We start from the raw sequence: 16781 nt of genomic DNA, 5'->3' as shown, positions 1-16781 counted from the left end.
TTCCCCGATAAGTTCTGTCTATACAGTGATAATCGAGATAGCTTTATTTCATTGCTGGAAATAAGGGCGCTCTTTTTATTTCTCATAAAGCCTAACTGTAAACCAAGATGTCGGGAGCAATTTTTGTCTGTACTAGATACTTTTTGGAAGTTTCCAAACACCAAGCTTATTAGTTATGGATTAGGGCTTCTTGGTTATTTAATGGCATCTCCATTGACTGCAGGCCCTTCGATGGGGGCTTTGACACTGGAAAGCGCTTTATCCAAAGCTTATGAGAATAATCCAGAGTTTTCTGCTGCTCGTCAGGAGGCAGACGTATCGCTTGGGCTTAGGCAGCAAGCGGGATTGATACCCAACCCAGAACTCTCCTGGGATGTAGAGGATACTCGCTCCAACAAACAGATCAGCAGCGTTACTCTTACTCAACCTATTGAACTTGGAGGGAAGCGCCAGGCAAGGGTAGACGTGGCTAATGCCTCTCAGGTGCTCGCTTCAGCGGATATTGACTACCGGACCAACAGCTTGCGCGCCGATGTCATGCAAGCCTTTTATGCTGCACTAAAGGCTCAGGAAGGCCTGCAGCTTGCCAAGCAAGCGGTAGAGTTGGCAGACAAAGGCCTTACCATCGCCAAGGGCCGAGTGGAGGCAGGAAAAACCTCACCCGTAGAATTATCTCGAGCGGAGGTTCAACTTTCTACTGTACGCGTTGAAGTGCGCCGGGCTCAGCTTGAGCGCGATAGTACCTACAAGCAGTTGGCAGCACTGTTAGGCGAGTCGGTGCCTGTTTTTTCTCAGGTTCAGGGCAGCTTTGAACATCTGCCTGGCCTTCCAGCCAGAGATGAACTGCTGGGTCGTATACGCGGCACGCCAGAGCTGCGTCGTGCTTTGCTACAGATCGATCGAAGCGAGGCCGAGCTCCATCTGGAGCGCACTCAGCGCATACCCGACATACGCGTCAGTATCGGTAGCCAGTACGATGAACAGGAACGAGAGCGGGTAAACCTGGTCGGCATTTCCTTGCCGCTACCTTTGTTTGACCGTAATCAGGGCAATATCTATGCAGCCTCACGCCGGGCGGATCAGGCACGGGACTTACGCAATGCAGCAGAGCTTCGTCTAAGGAGTGAAACCCTGCAGGCTTATGAGCAGTGGGAAATAGCTGTTGCCGACATCTCGGAGTTTCGCCAATCGATTCTTCCTGCGGGCAGGCAAGCCGTCGAAAGCGCGACCCGTGGCTTTGCCATGGGCAAATTCAGCTTCCTGGATGTCTTGGATGCCCAGCGAACCCTGATTTCTTCGCGTGGCCAGTATCTTCAGTCTTTAGAAAGTGCAACTGACGCCCTAGTACGCCTTGAGCGGATTTACGGCGACGCCGTTTCTTTTTATCCATCCCAAATCACCCATTCGATTTCTCGATGACGCCGTCGCGCTGACCATGTATTTCCGGGAGCATTCATGAGTAAGAAACAAAGGGTCTCTATTACAACCATCCTTGCGGTGGTTATAGGACTGGGGCTCAGCTTAGGTATTGATGGAGCTGTGACAAAACACGAGCTCCGAGCGCAAGAACATGATCATCCGCATGGAGAAGATGATCATTCCAGTGAGGTGAAAAAGGAAGCTGCTTCTGCTGCCCCTCATCATGAGGAGAAAGGCGCGCATGAAAAGCATGAGGGTGAAAGCCATGCTGAGGAAGAACAAGGTGATAAACATGGAGAAAACCACGAAGGGGAGCATGGAGACGAGCACAAGGAAGGAGCGATCGAGCTCAGCGCTGAACAAATCAAGGCTGCAGGTATCACGCTAGGCACAGCTAGGTCTGGGCAGATCAATAACGTGCTGTCGCTACCTGGCGAGATTCGCTTCAATGAGGATCGAACGGCCCATGTAGTACCTCGGGCTGTGGGTGTCGTCGAAGCCGTGAAGGTCAATTTGGGTGAGCAGGTAAAAAAGGGTCAGGTGCTGGCTATTATTTCCAGCCAGCAGGTCTCCGAACAGCGTAGCGAGCTGGCAGCAGCCCAGCAGCGTGCCGCACTCGCACGTACGCTTTTCAGTCGGGAAAAAAAGCTCTGGGAAGAAAAGATCTCTGCTGAACAAGACTATCTGCAAGCACGGCAAGCCTTGCAGGAGGCAGAGATAAACTTGAAAAATGCCCTGCAAAAAACGCAGGCCCTAAGCGGAAGTAGCAGTCTTTCCGGAGGAAACCGCTATGAAGTCCGTGCCCCCTTTGATGGTACGGTTATTGAAAAACATGTTGTCCTTGGTGAAGTTGTCAACGATACATCCAATGTATTTGTGCTGACAGATCTCTCCCATGTATGGGCAACGTTTAACGTATCAGCACGTGACTTGGGCAGAGTGGTGGTAGGAAAAAAGGTTGAGGTGGTTGCGGCCGAGCTTGGAAGCACCGCTCAAGGGGTTGTTGCCTACGTGGGTAGCCTTCTGGGTGAGCAGACGCGTGCAGCAACAGCACGCGTTACATTGGACAACCCTGAGGGCGCTTGGCGTCCGGGGCTGTTTGTCACAATCAATGTAGCAACGTCAACACAGAAAGCCGCTGTGACCGTTCCGGTACAGGCTATTCAGACCCTTGAGGATAAGCCCTCCGTTTTTGTTCGTACACCAGAAGGTTTCCAGGCTCAGCCTGTGCAGCTGGGCGTACGAGACAGCGGCTTTGTGGAAGTCACTAATGGTCTGGATGCAGGTACTCAGATAGCCGTCGAGGGCAGCTTTATTCTCAAGTCCGAATTAGGAAAAGGTTCAGCCGAACATTCCCATTAAGTGCCCCAGGTCCTGCCACGAGTATTTTCCAATGTTCGAACGTATTCTCAGATTTTCCATTGAACAGCGATGGCTGGTCATGCTGGCAGTGCTGGGCATGTCTGCGCTAGGAGTTTTCAGCTATCAAAAGCTACCTATTGATGCTGTGCCCGATATCACAAATGTCCAGGTTCAGATCAACACGGCCATGCCTGGCTTTTCGCCTCTGGAGGCCGAACAACGGCTGACCTATCCCATCGAAACGGCTATGGCCGGATTGCCTCATCTTCAACAGACCCGCTCATTGTCCCGTTCAGGTTTTTCGCAGGTAACGGTTATCTTTGAAGATGGTACTGATCTTTACTTTGCCCGTCAGATGGTTAACGAACGCCTGCAAGGCGCTCGTAATCAGCTTCCAGAGAGCGCTGAGGCAATGATGGGGCCAATCTCAACCGGATTAGGTGAGATATTCCTGTGGACAGTCGAAGCGGATGAGCAGGCGCGAAAAGAGGATGGTACGCCCTATACACCTACTGACCTGCGCGTCATTCAGGACTGGATTATAAAACCACAACTGCGCAATGTTCCTGGCGTAGCGGAAATCAATACCATTGGTGGTTTCAACAAGGAATATCAGGTCGCTCCCAATCTTAAGAAGCTTGCCTCTTATGGCCTGACTTTAAATGATCTTTTCTCTGCGCTTGAGCGCAACAATGCCAACGTCGGAGCAGGGTTTATCGAGCGTGGCGGCGAGCAGCTGGTTATTCGCGCGCCTGGCCAGGTAGGGTCGGAGCAGGACATTGCCAATATAGTGCTTACAACCGTAGACGGCTCTCCCATTCGCATTCGTGACGTAGCTTCAGTAGGAATCGGAAAAGAGCTTCGATCCGGCGCCGCCACGGAAAATGGTCGTGAGGTAGTACTGGGCACAGTGTTTATGCTGATTGGGGAGAATAGCCGGTCTGTTGCTCAGGCGGTGTCGAAAAAGATTGAGGATATCAATCGTTCATTACCCGCTGGTGTTTCAGCGGTTCCGGTGTATGACCGCACCACCCTGGTGGACAAGGCCATTGCTACCGTCAAGAAAAACCTGGTCGAGGGCGCTATTCTCGTTATCGCCATTTTATTTCTGTTCCTTGGCAACATACGTGCTGCACTGATTACAGCAATGGTCATTCCGTTGTCCATGCTGTTTACCTTTACCGGGATGTTTGCCAACAAGGTCAGTGCCAATCTTATGAGCCTGGGGGCGCTTGACTTTGGTGTCATTGTGGACGGTGCTGTAGTGATCGTTGAGAACTCAATTCGACGCCTTGCTCATGCGCAGCACCACCACGGACGCATACTGACTCGTTCCGAGCGTTTCCATGAGGTATTTGCAGCAGCCAGAGAGGCCCGACGTCCGCTGATATTTGGCCAGCTGATCATCATGGTGGTTTATCTTCCGATTTTTGCCCTGAGCGGCGTAGAAGGAAAGATGTTCCATCCCATGGCATTTACCGTAGTGATTGCACTACTGGGTGCGATGATTCTTTCCATCACGTTTGTTCCGGCAGCCATTGCCCTGTTTGTGACGGGTAAGGTCAAGGAAGAAGAAAACCTGGTTATGCGAGCGGCGCGGCAGGGCTACTCTCCCATCCTGAACGGGGTAATGAAGCATCGCCCGGCAGTTTTCGCAGCTGCCGTACTAGTGGTGGGTCTGTCTGGTTTTCTAGCAAGCCGCATGGGCAGTGAATTCGTACCCAGTCTGAGTGAGGGAGACTTCGCCCTTCAGGCACTCAGGGTACCTGGGACCAGTCTTACGCAATCAGTAGATATGCAGCAGCGCCTGGAAAAAGCACTGATTGAGCGCGTCCCTGAAGTCCAGCGTGTCTTTGCCCGGACAGGAACAGCCGAAATTGCGGCTGACCCCATGCCACCGAATATTTCGGACAGCTATGTCATGCTCAAGCCACGCGAACAATGGCCTGACCCGGACAAGTCACGGGATGTGCTTATCGAGGAGATTCAAAAAGCCAGCGCGACCGTGCCTGGTAGCAACTATGAGATGTCCCAGCCTATACAACTTCGCTTCAACGAGTTGATTTCAGGCGTGCGCAGTGACGTTGCGGTCAAGGTATACGGGGACGATATGGAAGTTCTCAACCAGACGGCCGCCAGAATCGCCTCAAGCATGCAGAAAGTAGAGGGCGCATCTGAGGTAAAGGTTGAGCAAACCTCCGGGCTCCCATTACTTACGGTCAATGTGGATCGTGACAGGGCTGCCCGCTTTGGCCTGAACATTGGCGATGTTCAGGATGCTGTCTCCGCAGCCTTTGGTGGACGTCAGGCCGGTACATTGTTCGAAGGGGACCGCCGCTTCGATATAGTGGTCCGGCTCTCCGATGAATTGCGAACTGATCTGGATGCAATGTCGCAAATGCTTATCCCTGTTCCTGCTTCAAGTAGCGATACGACAGGCCGGATAGGATTTATTCCTCTCTCTGATTTAGCAACACTGGATCTGGTACTGGGACCAAATCAGATCAGTCGTGAAAACGGTAAACGACTTGTCATTGTCAGTGCTAACGTACGAGGCCGTGACATTGGTTCATTTGTTCAGGATGCCGCGACACGTATTGAGCAGGACGTAAAGGTACCCGCAGGGTATTGGACAAGCTGGGGAGGGCAGTTTGAGCAGCTTCAGTCAGCGGCGCAGCGGCTTCAAATCGTTGTTCCAGTGGCCCTGCTTCTTGTTTTTGTACTTCTGTTCATGATGTTCAACAACATTAAAGACGGACTTCTAGTCTTTACAGGGATTCCCTTTGCCTTGACAGGCGGGGTGATGGCTCTGTGGCTTAGAGACATACCCTTATCCATCTCGGCAGGGGTTGGCTTTATTGCCCTGTCTGGTGTAGCCGTGCTTAACGGTCTGGTTATGATTGCGTTTATACGCAGCTTGAGAGACAACGGCAGCTCCCTTCATGAGGCTGTGACGCATGGCGCTCTGTCACGTCTTCGGCCTGTGCTCATGACTGCGCTTGTGGCCTCACTGGGATTTATACCAATGGCACTGGCAACAGGTACAGGCGCTGAGGTACAGCGGCCGCTTGCCACTGTTGTAATAGGGGGAATTCTCTCCTCAACAGCACTGACGCTGCTTGTGCTTCCAGCGTTGTACTTTGCGGCTCACCGCCGCTCAGAGCAAAGGGACACGGCTGGCCAGTAACCCAGTCGATCTAGCGGGCAGGCTCTTTAACTGGCCTTGCCAGGATGGACACCTCTGGCCGGAGGTGTCCATGTCTAAACTCAAGCTCCAAGCCTTTTCATCCCTACCTCTCTGGCCGAAACCATAGGTTGCTATCTGCCTTAGCTAGGATTTGGCAAGGGCATTCCCCGCGGCCTTATTCGTGTGGACTCTCACACTGCATCCAACCGCAGCAGGACGAGTTGAGGCGGCCTACGGTGGCGTCTATGCCTTTGCAGCGATTCTCTGGCTGCTACAGGTAGGCGGTATCAAACCATCGCTGTGGGATGTTATCGACCCCTTTGTCACCCTGTGTGGTATAGCCTCTATTGAGACTGGGCACACTGCAATTATGTCGATAATCAACGGGACGGGACTGTAAAAAGGGAATGGCGGAACCAGGCGCAAAGGGCGTCTATCGACGTCGGGCTCTGCGCTTGGTTATAAGATGCTTATTGAAAGGGATATCTTTTCTGATAACCAGAGGTGAGCTTAATTTTGATTAGAGCAGTAAAGCCCTAGTGTCCTATAGCTGATGGCCTTCACGTCGCCTGCAGCATCCTTATAAACCATTTCCGCAGGCTGCACGCCACATCCTGATCCATTTGAGCCAATAAATAGAACTTCCTGGATATCCAGCTTCATTCCATACTGATATTCCACACGCTCTACTTCACTCAGTTTGGAGAAATTGTTTTGTAGAACATGAACTCGTGCCTGTTGCATGCGGTTAAAGACGCGCTCGCCGCCATTATCTGCGAGGGCTGCTAATGGCAGAGCCATGAGTAATGATGCAGTGAAAATTTTGGCTAAATACGTTGGCATGATCTTCTCCTTTAATAATTAATTGAACTTTAATGGAGTCAACCTTTCGAGGTGCTTAGAGCAAAATTACAATTCTGTAATCTGATATTGTGCTGTGAAAAAAATAATAGGCACAATAAAAAAGGCGCCTGATAGGCGCCTAAAGCACATCTTCCGGCCAAAGGAGCAAAAGAAGATGTGTTACTGCTCAGTTAATCTTTCCGTCTGGTCTCACCCGGTTGCCTGCTCTGTTTTCGCTGACTATCAAGGTGTTCACGCTGTAATTTCTGCTCATGCCTTTTTTTCAGTTCCAGGCGAAACGCCTGATTTCGTTCAATTGAGCGCTCGCTACCATCAGCAGCAATCGCCATGCTTGATTCTAGAAAAATGCTACACATGAGAAGGGCAATTAAAACTTTCATATTGATCACTTGACTGTTGAGATTACTCGCTGAGTACCTTGCTATCACTCGTTGCGAATAGTGATAGGGTAACTAAGACAAGTTATCGCCAAGGTGAGGTGAACATTACAATATTGAAAGCTTTTGACCCCCAGCCGGTTGTATGGATGAGTTACAGCGTTGATATTCAATAAATAAATGATTTAAAGAATTTCCAAAGGGTATTCAACTATCAATCTGACTTCATCAAGGTCGGACTCAAAGCTGGTAGCACGAGTCGTAGCCTGTCGCATCCGGAACGACATATCTTTAAGGGTGCCGGTCTGAACGACATATTTGATCTCAACATTCCTCTCCCAACGCTTCTGATTGGTAAGCGGATTACCTTCATCATCCGTCCGCATATACACATCGTTTGCCTGAGAGTAATCAGCGTCCCAACCTCGGGCATAGCGAGTCATGAAGGAAAGACCCGGTACTCCATAGCTGGTCATGTCCAGATCATAGCGAAGTTGCCAGGACTGCTCCTTGGGCGAGTTGAAGTCGCTATACTGGATAGAGTTGTTGAGGTAGATCGAGTCAGCCTGACGAAGGTAGTCAAAGTCGTTATTGCCGTTGTTGCGCTGATAGGCGACTGCGACGGTGTGCGCCCCAAACTGGATACCGGTACTGGCGCTCCATATATTGGTATTGAAGCGGCCAAGAAGCTCTTTGCCTTCATCAACTGCCTTGTAGTAGTTGAAGGTCCCAATCAGCGCAACAGTATCGGACAGGGGATAGCTGGCCGAGGTACCAAAATAGTATTGATCCCAGGCATCCTTTAACCGACTGGTATAGAGGCTGAATTTTACATAGTCATTAACGGTGTAATCACCTCCGAGATACCCAATCCATGGAGAGTTTACCTGTCCTCCATAAAAGGTAACAAATTCATCGCGCATGCTACTCGTATTGGGCTGACTCATGGCGTGCAGGCGTCCACCCTGCAGCGTCAACCCTTCAAAGGAGCTATTTTCAAGGGTAATACCCTTAAAGCTTTCGGGTAGTAGACGTGAATCACCGTATTGCACAACGGGCGTTATCGGAAAGACATCACCCACTTTAAGCACGGTATCGAACAACCGGACCTTGGCTGCTCCACCCAGTTTGGAATAGTTATCTGCAGCCTCACCACTACTGTTATGTGGAAGTAAATCAATGCTTCCTCCGGCGCCGGACCGGCCACTACCAGTGTCAAGCTTCAGACCTAGCATGGCAAACGCGTCGACACCAAACCCTACAGTACCTTGTGTAAATCCAGACTCAAATACAGCCATTACGCCGTGAGCCCACTCTTCAGAATAACCGTTGCCCGTTGCGCTTGACTGTCCATGCCGGAAGTCTCGGTTAAAGAAGAAATTTCGGTTCGTCAGGGTCAGACTGCTTCCTTCAATAAATCCATCGCCTTTTCCTGTCTCCTGGGCGACCGCAGTCTGGGCTGCTCCCCATACAACTGCCAGGGCTACAAGCGAAAGCTTAGCCTTATTGCTCATCACTGATGCTCCTATTAATCGGCAGGTCGATTACGAAATTGCCTTGCGTCTTATTATTGGGCTCTTCAAAAGGCTGTCTTCTGAAGACCAGGCGCTATCGTTACAAGCCTTGGATAACAGGGAGGTGAGCTGAAAATTACAATTTTGTAAGAAGGGTCAGGGCTCAATAGGGCAATGTACTCTGAGCCTAAAAGAGAAGCCCCTGATGGTCAGGGGCTTGTAGTTCTCAAAAATCAGAAGGGTACTACTGTCTCAAAAGCCGCAGACCATTGAATACAACCAGTAGACTTACACCCATGTCGGCAAACACTGCCATCCACATGGTGGCATGCCCTGTTAATGTAAAAATCAGGAATATAGCCTTGATTCCAATCGCAAAACTGATGTTTTGCTTCAGCACAGTAGCTGCCTGACGCGATAAGCGAATGAAATCCGCTGCTTTTCGTAGGTCATCGTCCATGAGTGCAACATCAGCTGTCTCAATAGCAGTATCTGTACCTGCAGCGCCCATCGCCAGGCCGATGTCAGCCTGAGCCAAGGCGGGGGCATCATTGATACCATCACCGACCATTCCGACTACATAGCCCTTTTGCTGGAGCTCCTTTACAGCGCTAAGTTTATCGTCAGGCAACTGGTTACCACGAACCTGATCGATACCGACCTGTGATGCTATAGTCTGAGCAGTATGAGGATTATCCCCTGTTAAGGTCAGGGTTTTGATTCCCAGGGTTTGTAAAGCACTAATGGCTTCACGGCTTGAGGGTTTAACCGTGTCTGCAACGGCAAACAACGCAAACACACGGCTTTCATCCATCAACATCACAACGGTCTTGCCTTGTCGTTCCAGTTCCTGGGTCTTGGATTTCAGCCAATCGGAAACAAGCTTTCGCTCTTCAACCAAACGGTAATTACCAAGCAGATAGATATGACTGCCGATCTGTCCTCTAATACCACGTCCAGCCAGCGCTTCGAAATGATCTACCTCCTGTATGGAAATTCCTTTTCGCAGCGATGCGTTAGCGATGGCTTTAGAAACAGGGTGGTCCGAGCGGTTAGCCAGACTTGCAGCCACCGACGCATACACATCGGGAGAGCCCTGCATTTCGACAGGAAAATAGTCAGTCTGCTCGGGTCTGCCATGAGTAAGCGTACCGGTCTTGTCAAAGGCTAGATGGGTCAGCTTGCTGCCTGTTTCAAGATACAGACCTCCCTTGATCAATATACCTTTGCGGGCCGCCGCAGCCAGTCCGCTCACTATGGTAACCGGCGTAGAAATCACGAGCGCGCAGGGGCACGCCACAACCAGCAGCACCAAGGCACGGTAAATCCATGTAAACCACTCACCGCCCATAACAAGCGGGGGAAGCACCGCTACGGCCAGAGCAAACAGGAAAACGCCTGGCGTGTAGATCCTTGAAAACTGATCAACAAAGCGCTGAGTAGGCGCCTTATTGCCTTGAGCTTCTTCTACTGCATGAATGATGCGAGCAAGCGTCGACTGGCTGGCCGGCGCAGTCACCCTGAATTCCAAAGCTCCCTCCTGATTGATTGTCCCTGCAAAAAGCATATCGCCGGGAGCCTTCTCAACAGGAAGGCTTTCACCTGTAATAGGGGCCTGGTTGACGCTTGAGCTACCTTGCTCAATTATACCATCCAGCCCTACGCGCTCACCGGGCTTGACACGAATTCGATCACCTACCCGTACATTATTGACGGCTTTTTCAACCCAGTGGCCGTCGGCTTGCAAGACAGTAGCCTGGTCGGGTGTTAACTGCATCAAGCCCTCAATAGCATTACGAGCTCTATCAATGGACTTTGCTTCAATCAGCTCGGCAATGGCAAAGAGCACCATGACCATTGCGGCCTCTGGCCACTGACCGATGAGGATAGCACCTGTGACCGCAATACTCATCAAGGCATTGATGTTCAAATTTCGGTTTCTAAGTGCAATCCAGCCTTTTTTATAAGTGCTTAAACCACTTCCCAGCACAGCAACCAGGGCCAGCGCAGCAACTAACCATTCAGGGGCGGCCTGGGTAAAATGAAGGAGTTCAGCACCTAACGCACTCATCCCCCCTAATGCCAACGGCCACCATTTCTTTGCCGCGGGCAATGAAGCGGTTTGTTGAGCCGTATCGGCTTCAAGCTCTGGTGTAAAACCCAGGCCGCGTATGTTGTCCAGCATCGGCGTAAGCACTTCAGGATCATGGTGTACCGTCAACACGCGCTGGATCAGGTTGAAGTCCAGTCCAAGTATGCCCTCCATCCGTGAAAGCTTGTCACGGATAAGCTTTTCCTCAGTAGGGCAGTCCATCTGCATGATCCGTATGCGTGTACGGGTCGTATCGTTGACGGGTTCAGCCTTCATGCCCAGTGATAAAATGGCTTTTTTTATAGGCTCTTCTGAGGGCAACAGATGCCTAACACCAAGGGTACGCTTGAGTAAGTTGAATTCCAAAGACTGGACTCCAGCCATACCTTCAAGCTTGTTCCGGATCAGACCTTCCTCAGCAGGACAGTCCATTTGTTCAATTTTGAAAATGGATAATTGTCCGCCTTGAGAAGCAGAGGGCGTAGTATGAGTATGGGCAGTTTTAATGGTAGAACCGCCACAGCAGCTTACAGCAGCTACTGGGTTTGGCTTCGGTGCGCAGCAGCTGGTGGGATGCTTTGATCTTTCTAATGGTTCTGCCTGCATGTCCAGCGATTTTATCGCTTCAATGATGGGCGTTTCAGAAGACAAGGTATGTCCAACCAATAGCGTGCGATTGCTCAGGTCGAAATCTAATGATGAAATGCCATTCAAGGCTTTCAGCTTTTGCCTGATCAAACGCTCTTCAGTAAGGCAATCCATAGCCTCAATCTTTAACGCAATCTGGCGCACCTGTGGTTTAGTAAGCTTTACAGGATTAAACACCGCAGATTTTAAACCACACTCAGGTGAGGTAGCCGTGGAATTACAGCAGCTGTCCTGAGCCTTCTTGGGGGCAGGCTCATGGCCACAACAATTTGACATCAGGATGTCCTCTATATAAATCACGTATAGAGTGAACACCCTGTAGCAGCTACAGGGTCAAGTAAAAGAGGAAAATCCATGCAAATAGGGGCACTGGCCAAACGAACAGGCTGTCAGGTTGAAACAATCCGCTATTACGAAAGAGAAGGTCTCTTGGCGGAGCCTGAACGCAGCGAGGGAAACTATCGCCTGTACAACGCTGAACACGTTGAACGTTTAATCTTCATTCGCAACTGCCGTGCACTTGACATGACCCTGGATGAGATTCGTAGCCTGTTGCGTTTCAAGGAAAATCCTCGCGACAACTGCTCAAGCGTTAACGATCTGATCAATGAGCATATCCAGCATGTCAGGACTCGAATCAACGCGCTTCAGGCGTTGGAGGAGCAATTAAATGACTTGGGTCGGCGGTGCGCAGTAGAGCAGTCTATCGGAGACTGTGGAATTCTTCAGCGGCTTACCGATATAGACGTCGCTGATACGCTTCCCGAGGCTGCCGATACACATGTCGGTAAGAGCCATCGTTGACGCCCATCATGGATGTGCAGTTTGCAACTTGCCAGGGGATGGCTCAGTTTTTCTTCGAATTTTCTAGGGGGCATAATAGGTTGCGCAAACTCGATAAAGACCTAGGGCAATGATCCGTTAGATACAAGATCATTTGGCTTGCCCTTTAGTCTGATGGAGATGTATGCGCCCTAACCAAAATCTTAGAGCAAGCACGACAAGGCTCTGCTACAACCATCTAAGCAGCACGCTGCCTAGGCTTAATGGGCGTCAGTAGCTTAGTCAGGCGATCACTCTAGAGTGTTTTACCTGGTTTAGGTTGTATCAGGGCTTGCTCAACCTTTCTACAAGTCTGTTTCTGTCTTCAAGTAACTGATCATACATAGAGTACACTTGCTGGAGATGGGCTAGTAGTTGGTTAAGGTTTTTTTCTTCCTGTCTTTTTTCTTGCACCTCTAACTTTTTTAACAAGACCTTATTTTTAGCTAACAAATTGTCAATTAGCTGTTGATCAGTCGTCGTTTTTTGCCGGTCTTTCTGAACACGCTTGAACTCTTTGATCCTTTCTTTGAGGTCCGGGTAACGGTTATAAATGAGTGAGTGCGAGACACCACATATAGCCGCAACCGCACTAATACTGATGCTACCACCTGAATTTACAAGCTGATCTATAGCCTGAAGAAGCTGATCTCTAGTATTTGAGCTTTCATCCATCACGTCGCCCTTTTTGTAGTCATGTCATCAGGAAGGAGGCGGCAAATGATCTTGTTAGCCGCAAACAGGTTGTCCTCCAGTGACTGCTTGAACACTTGAAACTGCTGCTGTGTGTGATCAGGCATTGCCGAAATACGGGCAAGCTTACTCTCACAATTGCTTTTTATAGCCTTCCAGTAGGGAAGATGCTTTGGGGTTGTAAAATATGTGTCGCAGTAAAGGCAGTGGGAGGGATCAGCTATATTCTTGATCTTGCATGACGGTCCCTTGATACAGTACCCGTGAGGTAGGCCTCGAATGGAGTCGCTGTGTCGAGTCATGAATTTGATTATGTCTTTTATTTCATGAAAGTGCGGCTGTATATCTGTGCCAAATATCATTTCCTCCTCTGTACTATTAAGAGCCTGCAGCATACGGGTCAATCGCTCACCGCCACCACCGGCGACAATACCTGTTTCAGCTGCTTGCACAATATCGTCTAGTGAGCGCTTATTCAGGAGATTTCCAAAATGCTCAATCACAGCTCTGAGCTCATTAAATGACTGGAAGCCTCTTTCAGCGTAGACAAGGCTCATGGCGCGGTGCAGATGTTTGAATTGGTATTTGATATCGTCCAGATCACCTAGACGATTAGCTATGATGAACCAGGCAAAGGTATGTCGGAACTGATGAGCCGTAAACTTGAACACATCCCCGACCCTGTAAGGTACTCCTCGGTTGCCACTATTGGCAGCTACAGAGCGGTAGTTACACGCCATCGTTTCAAGCTGCTGTAAATCCTGCTCTGTCACTAAGATACGGTAAAGGCCAAGGCGTAAGGACTTCACGCAATCACCGCCTTTTGTGCACACTACGAAATTAGATGTACACACCGTTAGGCGCAGGCCAAATAACCACTGGTTTTTCAAACCAGATGTCAGTTTATTGCGTGTCGTCTCAGTTAACCTGTGCGATTGATACTCCAGAATTAGTCTGGCACGTTCATAGTAAAGGGCGTTGACTTTTGATAGTAACGTTACAGCACGATAGATGAGCTCATTAGCTATCCAATCCAGCTGGATAGCATTATCCGCCGTTTTGGTCATTACGCTGTTCAGGTAATAAAATTGCTCTCCGTCTTCGATACGGCTATGGGCCGAACCTGTCTTCAACGCACCTACCTCAGCATCACGCATACCAGTAAAAGCTAGGATTAGAGTATATGTGTGTCGTTTCAGGTCTCTAAAGTAACTATAAAGCGTTTCTTTTAGTTGCTTTACCAAGTCATGCTCGGCTGAAGAAATAATGTGCTTAAGCGTCTTACAATTTCCCTTGATAATTGCGTGATGCGTCTGACGAAAAGCTTTCGAAAAGTCCTCAAACCGGTTTTCTGCATTTTCTAAATAGGCATCACAGGATTTGGATGTTAGGTTCGATTGAGTCTGCAAAATTGAGAGCAATCCATACCTATCCAAGAATCGTGTGAGTGCTGTGGTGACAACCTGAAAGCAGGGCAAACGGGCGAGTGCGACTTTTGCCGTGATGAGGGGCTTTTGATCGATCTGTGCGGTGGCCTTGATACCCAGGCTTACCAGCTGATCGAGGAGAAACGACGCACTGGAGATGATGCCTGCTTTAATCCAGTAACGACCGCCAAGCAGGTGCGGTTTGATATCAGCAAGGCGACTCCCAAGCTGCTTGAGAGGTCTGCTGCCATGTCCGATATGGACGAAGCATTGATCGCCATCCAGTCGGCATGTGGGATAGAAACCGGCGATCTGGCAGGCCTGTTTTTCAGTGGAGAGCAGTGGTCCGAAACCACGGGTACTGACTGGGTGGATCGAGGTGAGGCTGAACGGTTACAGTTACTGCACGACTACCTTGCGTTTGAGCAGAAGTTTCGCGCGGCCTTCTCAGCTACGTCGGAGTAGAACCATGCAAACGCTTAAGACAGTCAATCAGGAAACTACTTGGCTACATTTTTCTGGCGTCAGTACTACCTACCATTTGGATTGGCATCGCAACGGCTTGCGAGTAGTTGTTCTGGAGCTGGAAGGTCTGCCAACAGTGGCTCAATTAATTGAGGGAGAAAGTCTTGCCCAAAACTTCACTGTACTGTGTACGCTCAAGGAATACTCTAGCTCAGGTAGTGGGTGCGCTTTTAACCAGCAAGATCACAAAGGTGAACCCAATGGATAGCTCATGGGTTCAACGGTGCCTTTGAGGCAGCAGCAGAGCACTACTGCATGGTGTACAACCTGAACGACCGGGAGCAAGAAATCGTTCTTGCAAAAAAGCCCAGTCGGGACCTGTTTGTACATACGCTACGGCTGGGACTACTCAAGCGCGGCCATATCATCACTGCTGCCGAGGTTGCTAGAAAGCTGGAGTGTTCATCCTGATGGGGCATATCTGCGGAAAGCTCGGCCCACATTGCGCTGAATGCGGAGATGTCGGGACAAACCTGTGCGATTACGTGGTTGGCGCGCGTAGCAAGACCTGTGATCGGCCACTATGCGACTATTGTGCTCAAGAAGTCGGCGATAACCTCCACTACTGCGCTGAGCATCATGCGCTGGTGACCATGAATGACTTGCCTGCGCGCATTCAGTTACGTCGCATCAAGGGCTGGCGCTTGCCAGAAGGCGCTGTACGTGTTGCCAGACCGGGCAAGTGGGGAAACCCCTTTAGTGTTGCCGAGCATGGTCGTGAGCAGGCCATAGCGCTGTTTTCAGCGTATCTGGATCAGCAGCTGGCGGCGGGTGCCCTTGATATAACGGAGCTGCGTGGCAAGGCTCTGGCCTGTTGGTGTCGCCTGGACGAACCCTGCCATGCAGATGTTCTGATCAAACGCGCCAATATCTGACACTCAAGCCCTTGCATCCCGCAATTCCCATGAGAGAGTGAAAGTGTCTTCCACTTTCAGGACTTTCCCATGAATACGAAGCAGCTCGTGATTATCTACATCGCGTCCCTAAGCGTGACCTGGTGCCTGGGCCACATGCTGGGTATCTACGCCTCCATCAATCCGATGATTGTTCTTCTGATGGTAAGCCTGTTGCTGGCGCTGGGTTGGCTCGTCACGCAGCTGATCAGCGAAAAGGAGGAGCCAATAACGCAAAGGGCTCCAGCTCAGCCCGCAACGAGTCAGCGCAAGAACACTTTCCGCGCCAGTAGCTATACCTCTCGCAATTACGCATCTCAATCAGGTAGCTCCTCAAACAGCAGCGGAGCCGATCTCACGACCCTCGCTACGCTGGCGATACTGAGCAATACCGACACGGGGCCTACCTGTACCGGGGGCGTCAGTGATTCAGGTAGTTCCTGTGGTGACAGTGGCAGTGGTGGCGACTGATCAGAGCGAGTCCTGCCAATCCTTCCATATGCCACGAGGACATAAAAGTGAGTGAATATTTTGAATGGGAAGAAGCTGTCGTTGAGCAGGTCGCAACTGCACTGGATGTAGGCCATTCGAATGCTTCGGCCATCGTAGAGGCTCAGCTGTTCAGGTTGCAGCAGGCATGGAGCATGGGCATGGATGCAGAGCAGGCGGCGAGAATCGTCGTGGAGTCTAGCGCTGCGTAGGGATTAAAGAATCGAGCTGGACTCGTGTAGGCCCGCTCGATTACAGCTAGGTGATTTGACGGTGCACCTAAGATCCATTTCGAAGATCTGCATAACCTGTACTGCCCTGAAGAAGCCGGCATCCTATGCACGGCATGCACAGAGGACAACACCATGAAAGCAGCAACTGTTCGTCTTAACGTTCTATCTGATTCTATCGGCTCTGAGTGGAGTGATATCGATGCCGCAGGCGAGGCCTATGCTTCCCTCCTCGAATC

General features: G+C 50.4%; 16 protein-coding genes and 1 pseudogene. 11 read left to right on the top strand and 6 right to left on the bottom strand.

Features of this window, described 5'->3' with window-relative positions:
• Window positions 1-201 precede the first annotated feature (201 nt).
• The 4 genes and pseudogenes from GM154_RS19350 (at window position 202) to GM154_RS19335 (ending at window position 6368) form a co-directional block, all read left to right on the top strand.
• The gene (locus GM154_RS19350; RefSeq protein WP_073450589.1) at window positions 202-1419 is read left to right on the top strand and encodes a TolC family protein; all 1218 of its coding nucleotides are present in this window, start codon (window positions 202-204) and stop codon (window positions 1417-1419) included.
• Between the two features lie 36 nt (window positions 1420-1455).
• The gene (locus GM154_RS19345) at window positions 1456-2781 is read left to right on the top strand and encodes an efflux RND transporter periplasmic adaptor subunit (RefSeq protein WP_019365354.1); all 1326 of its coding nucleotides are present in this window, start codon (window positions 1456-1458) and stop codon (window positions 2779-2781) included.
• A 31-nt stretch (window positions 2782-2812) separates the two neighbouring features.
• Window positions 2813-5968, top strand: coding sequence for a CusA/CzcA family heavy metal efflux RND transporter (locus tag GM154_RS19340; RefSeq protein ID WP_010799560.1), 3156 nt, complete (start codon window positions 2813-2815; stop codon window positions 5966-5968).
• Window positions 5969-6067: 99 nt separating this feature from the next.
• A pseudogene (locus GM154_RS19335) lies at window positions 6068-6368 on the top strand (hypothetical protein).
• 110 nt (window positions 6369-6478) lie between these two features.
• On the opposite strand, the gene GM154_RS19330 reads toward GM154_RS19335, so the two are convergent.
• The 4 genes from GM154_RS19330 to GM154_RS19315 all read right to left on the bottom strand — a co-directional run bounded on the left by GM154_RS19330 (window position 6479) and on the right by GM154_RS19315 (window position 11577).
• Window positions 6479-6811: a DUF2790 domain-containing protein gene (locus GM154_RS19330; RefSeq protein ID WP_019365355.1), complete on the bottom strand. Its 333-nt coding sequence runs from the start codon at window positions 6809-6811 to the stop codon at window positions 6479-6481.
• 191 nt (window positions 6812-7002) lie between these two features.
• Window positions 7003-7212, bottom strand: coding sequence for a hypothetical protein (locus GM154_RS19325; RefSeq protein WP_019365356.1), 210 nt, complete (start codon window positions 7210-7212; stop codon window positions 7003-7005).
• Between the two features lie 182 nt (window positions 7213-7394).
• Entirely contained in the window at window positions 7395-8723 is a 1329-nt protein-coding gene (locus GM154_RS19320) for an OprD family porin (RefSeq protein WP_010799558.1), read from the bottom strand.
• Window positions 8724-8967: 244 nt separating this feature from the next.
• Window positions 8968-11577: a heavy metal translocating P-type ATPase gene (locus GM154_RS19315; RefSeq protein ID WP_019365357.1), complete on the bottom strand. Its 2610-nt coding sequence runs from the start codon at window positions 11575-11577 to the stop codon at window positions 8968-8970.
• A gap of 240 nt (window positions 11578-11817) precedes the next feature.
• Here GM154_RS19315 and cadR point away from each other — a divergent pair, with 240 nt between their 5' ends.
• The gene (gene cadR, locus GM154_RS19310) at window positions 11818-12267 is read left to right on the top strand and encodes a Cd(II)/Pb(II)-responsive transcriptional regulator (RefSeq protein ID WP_010799556.1); all 450 of its coding nucleotides are present in this window, start codon (window positions 11818-11820) and stop codon (window positions 12265-12267) included.
• A 303-nt stretch (window positions 12268-12570) separates the two neighbouring features.
• On the opposite strand, the gene GM154_RS19305 is transcribed toward cadR, so the two are convergent.
• Together GM154_RS19305 and GM154_RS19300 are read right to left on the bottom strand one after the other, a co-directional pair.
• Window positions 12571-12960 (bottom strand): TetR/AcrR family transcriptional regulator, encoded by a 390-nt coding sequence (locus GM154_RS19305; RefSeq protein ID WP_010799555.1) that lies wholly within the window; start codon window positions 12958-12960, stop codon window positions 12571-12573.
• Window positions 12960-14387, bottom strand: a complete 1428-nt coding sequence (locus GM154_RS19300) for a hypothetical protein (RefSeq protein WP_125912969.1) — start codon at window positions 14385-14387, stop codon at window positions 12960-12962. The genes GM154_RS19305 and GM154_RS19300 overlap by 1 nt, the downstream gene beginning before the upstream one ends.
• Before the next feature lie 105 nt (window positions 14388-14492).
• Here GM154_RS19300 and GM154_RS19295 point away from each other — a divergent pair, with 105 nt between their 5' ends.
• The 6 genes from GM154_RS19295 to GM154_RS19270 all read left to right on the top strand — a co-directional run bounded on the left by GM154_RS19295 (window position 14493) and on the right by GM154_RS19270 (window position 16524).
• Window positions 14493-14870: a hypothetical protein gene (locus tag GM154_RS19295; protein ID WP_019364527.1), complete on the top strand. Its 378-nt coding sequence runs from the start codon at window positions 14493-14495 to the stop codon at window positions 14868-14870.
• A 4-nt stretch (window positions 14871-14874) separates the two neighbouring features.
• A complete protein-coding gene (locus GM154_RS19290) occupies window positions 14875-15138 on the top strand; it encodes a hypothetical protein (protein ID WP_019364528.1) in 264 nt (87 codons plus the stop codon).
• 47 nt (window positions 15139-15185) lie between these two features.
• The gene (locus tag GM154_RS19285; protein ID WP_019364529.1) at window positions 15186-15341 is read left to right on the top strand and encodes a hypothetical protein; all 156 of its coding nucleotides are present in this window, start codon (window positions 15186-15188) and stop codon (window positions 15339-15341) included.
• Window positions 15341-15805: a DUF4326 domain-containing protein gene (locus GM154_RS19280; RefSeq protein WP_019364530.1), complete on the top strand. Its 465-nt coding sequence runs from the start codon at window positions 15341-15343 to the stop codon at window positions 15803-15805. The genes GM154_RS19285 and GM154_RS19280 overlap by 1 nt, the downstream gene beginning before the upstream one ends.
• A 69-nt stretch (window positions 15806-15874) precedes the next feature.
• Window positions 15875-16294 (top strand): hypothetical protein, encoded by a 420-nt coding sequence (locus GM154_RS19275; protein ID WP_019364531.1) that lies wholly within the window; start codon window positions 15875-15877, stop codon window positions 16292-16294.
• Window positions 16295-16341: 47 nt separating this feature from the next.
• Window positions 16342-16524 (top strand): hypothetical protein, encoded by a 183-nt coding sequence (locus GM154_RS19270; RefSeq protein ID WP_019364532.1) that lies wholly within the window; start codon window positions 16342-16344, stop codon window positions 16522-16524.
• Window positions 16525-16781: the final 257 nt, after the last annotated feature.

This window comes from Pseudomonas sp. MAG002Y, assembly GCF_019400845.1.
In the GTDB taxonomy this organism is placed as follows: domain Bacteria; phylum Pseudomonadota; class Gammaproteobacteria; order Pseudomonadales; family Pseudomonadaceae; genus Chryseomonas; species Chryseomonas luteola.
Note: the sequence above shows the minus strand (reverse complement) of the source record. Positions and strands in the feature narration are given on the sequence as shown.

What these genes read in the sequence shown, in the direction of transcription:
- GM154_RS19290 (WP_019364528.1), top strand. Translation starts at nt 14,875, where the DNA reads ATGCAAACGCTTAAGACAGTCAATCAGGAAACTACTTGGCTACATTTT.
- GM154_RS19320 (WP_010799558.1), bottom strand. Translation starts at nt 8,723, where the DNA reads ATGAGCAATAAGGCTAAGCTTTCGCTTGTAGCCCTGGCAGTTGTATGG.
- GM154_RS19350 (WP_073450589.1), top strand. Translation starts at nt 202, where the DNA reads ATGGCATCTCCATTGACTGCAGGCCCTTCGATGGGGGCTTTGACACTG.
- GM154_RS19275 (WP_019364531.1), top strand. Translation starts at nt 15,875, where the DNA reads ATGAATACGAAGCAGCTCGTGATTATCTACATCGCGTCCCTAAGCGTG.
- GM154_RS19305 (WP_010799555.1), bottom strand. Translation starts at nt 12,960, where the DNA reads ATGGATGAAAGCTCAAATACTAGAGATCAGCTTCTTCAGGCTATAGAT.
- GM154_RS19345 (WP_019365354.1), top strand. Translation starts at nt 1,456, where the DNA reads ATGAGTAAGAAACAAAGGGTCTCTATTACAACCATCCTTGCGGTGGTT.
- GM154_RS19285 (WP_019364529.1), top strand. Translation starts at nt 15,186, where the DNA reads ATGGTGTACAACCTGAACGACCGGGAGCAAGAAATCGTTCTTGCAAAA.
- GM154_RS19340 (WP_010799560.1), top strand. Translation starts at nt 2,813, where the DNA reads ATGTTCGAACGTATTCTCAGATTTTCCATTGAACAGCGATGGCTGGTC.
- GM154_RS19315 (WP_019365357.1), bottom strand. Translation starts at nt 11,577, where the DNA reads ATGGATTGCCTTACTGAAGAGCGTTTGATCAGGCAAAAGCTGAAAGCC.
- GM154_RS19280 (WP_019364530.1), top strand. Translation starts at nt 15,341, where the DNA reads ATGGGGCATATCTGCGGAAAGCTCGGCCCACATTGCGCTGAATGCGGA.
- GM154_RS19325 (WP_019365356.1), bottom strand. Translation starts at nt 7,212, where the DNA reads ATGAAAGTTTTAATTGCCCTTCTCATGTGTAGCATTTTTCTAGAATCA.
- cadR (WP_010799556.1), top strand. Translation starts at nt 11,818, where the DNA reads ATGCAAATAGGGGCACTGGCCAAACGAACAGGCTGTCAGGTTGAAACA.
- GM154_RS19330 (WP_019365355.1), bottom strand. Translation starts at nt 6,811, where the DNA reads ATGCCAACGTATTTAGCCAAAATTTTCACTGCATCATTACTCATGGCT.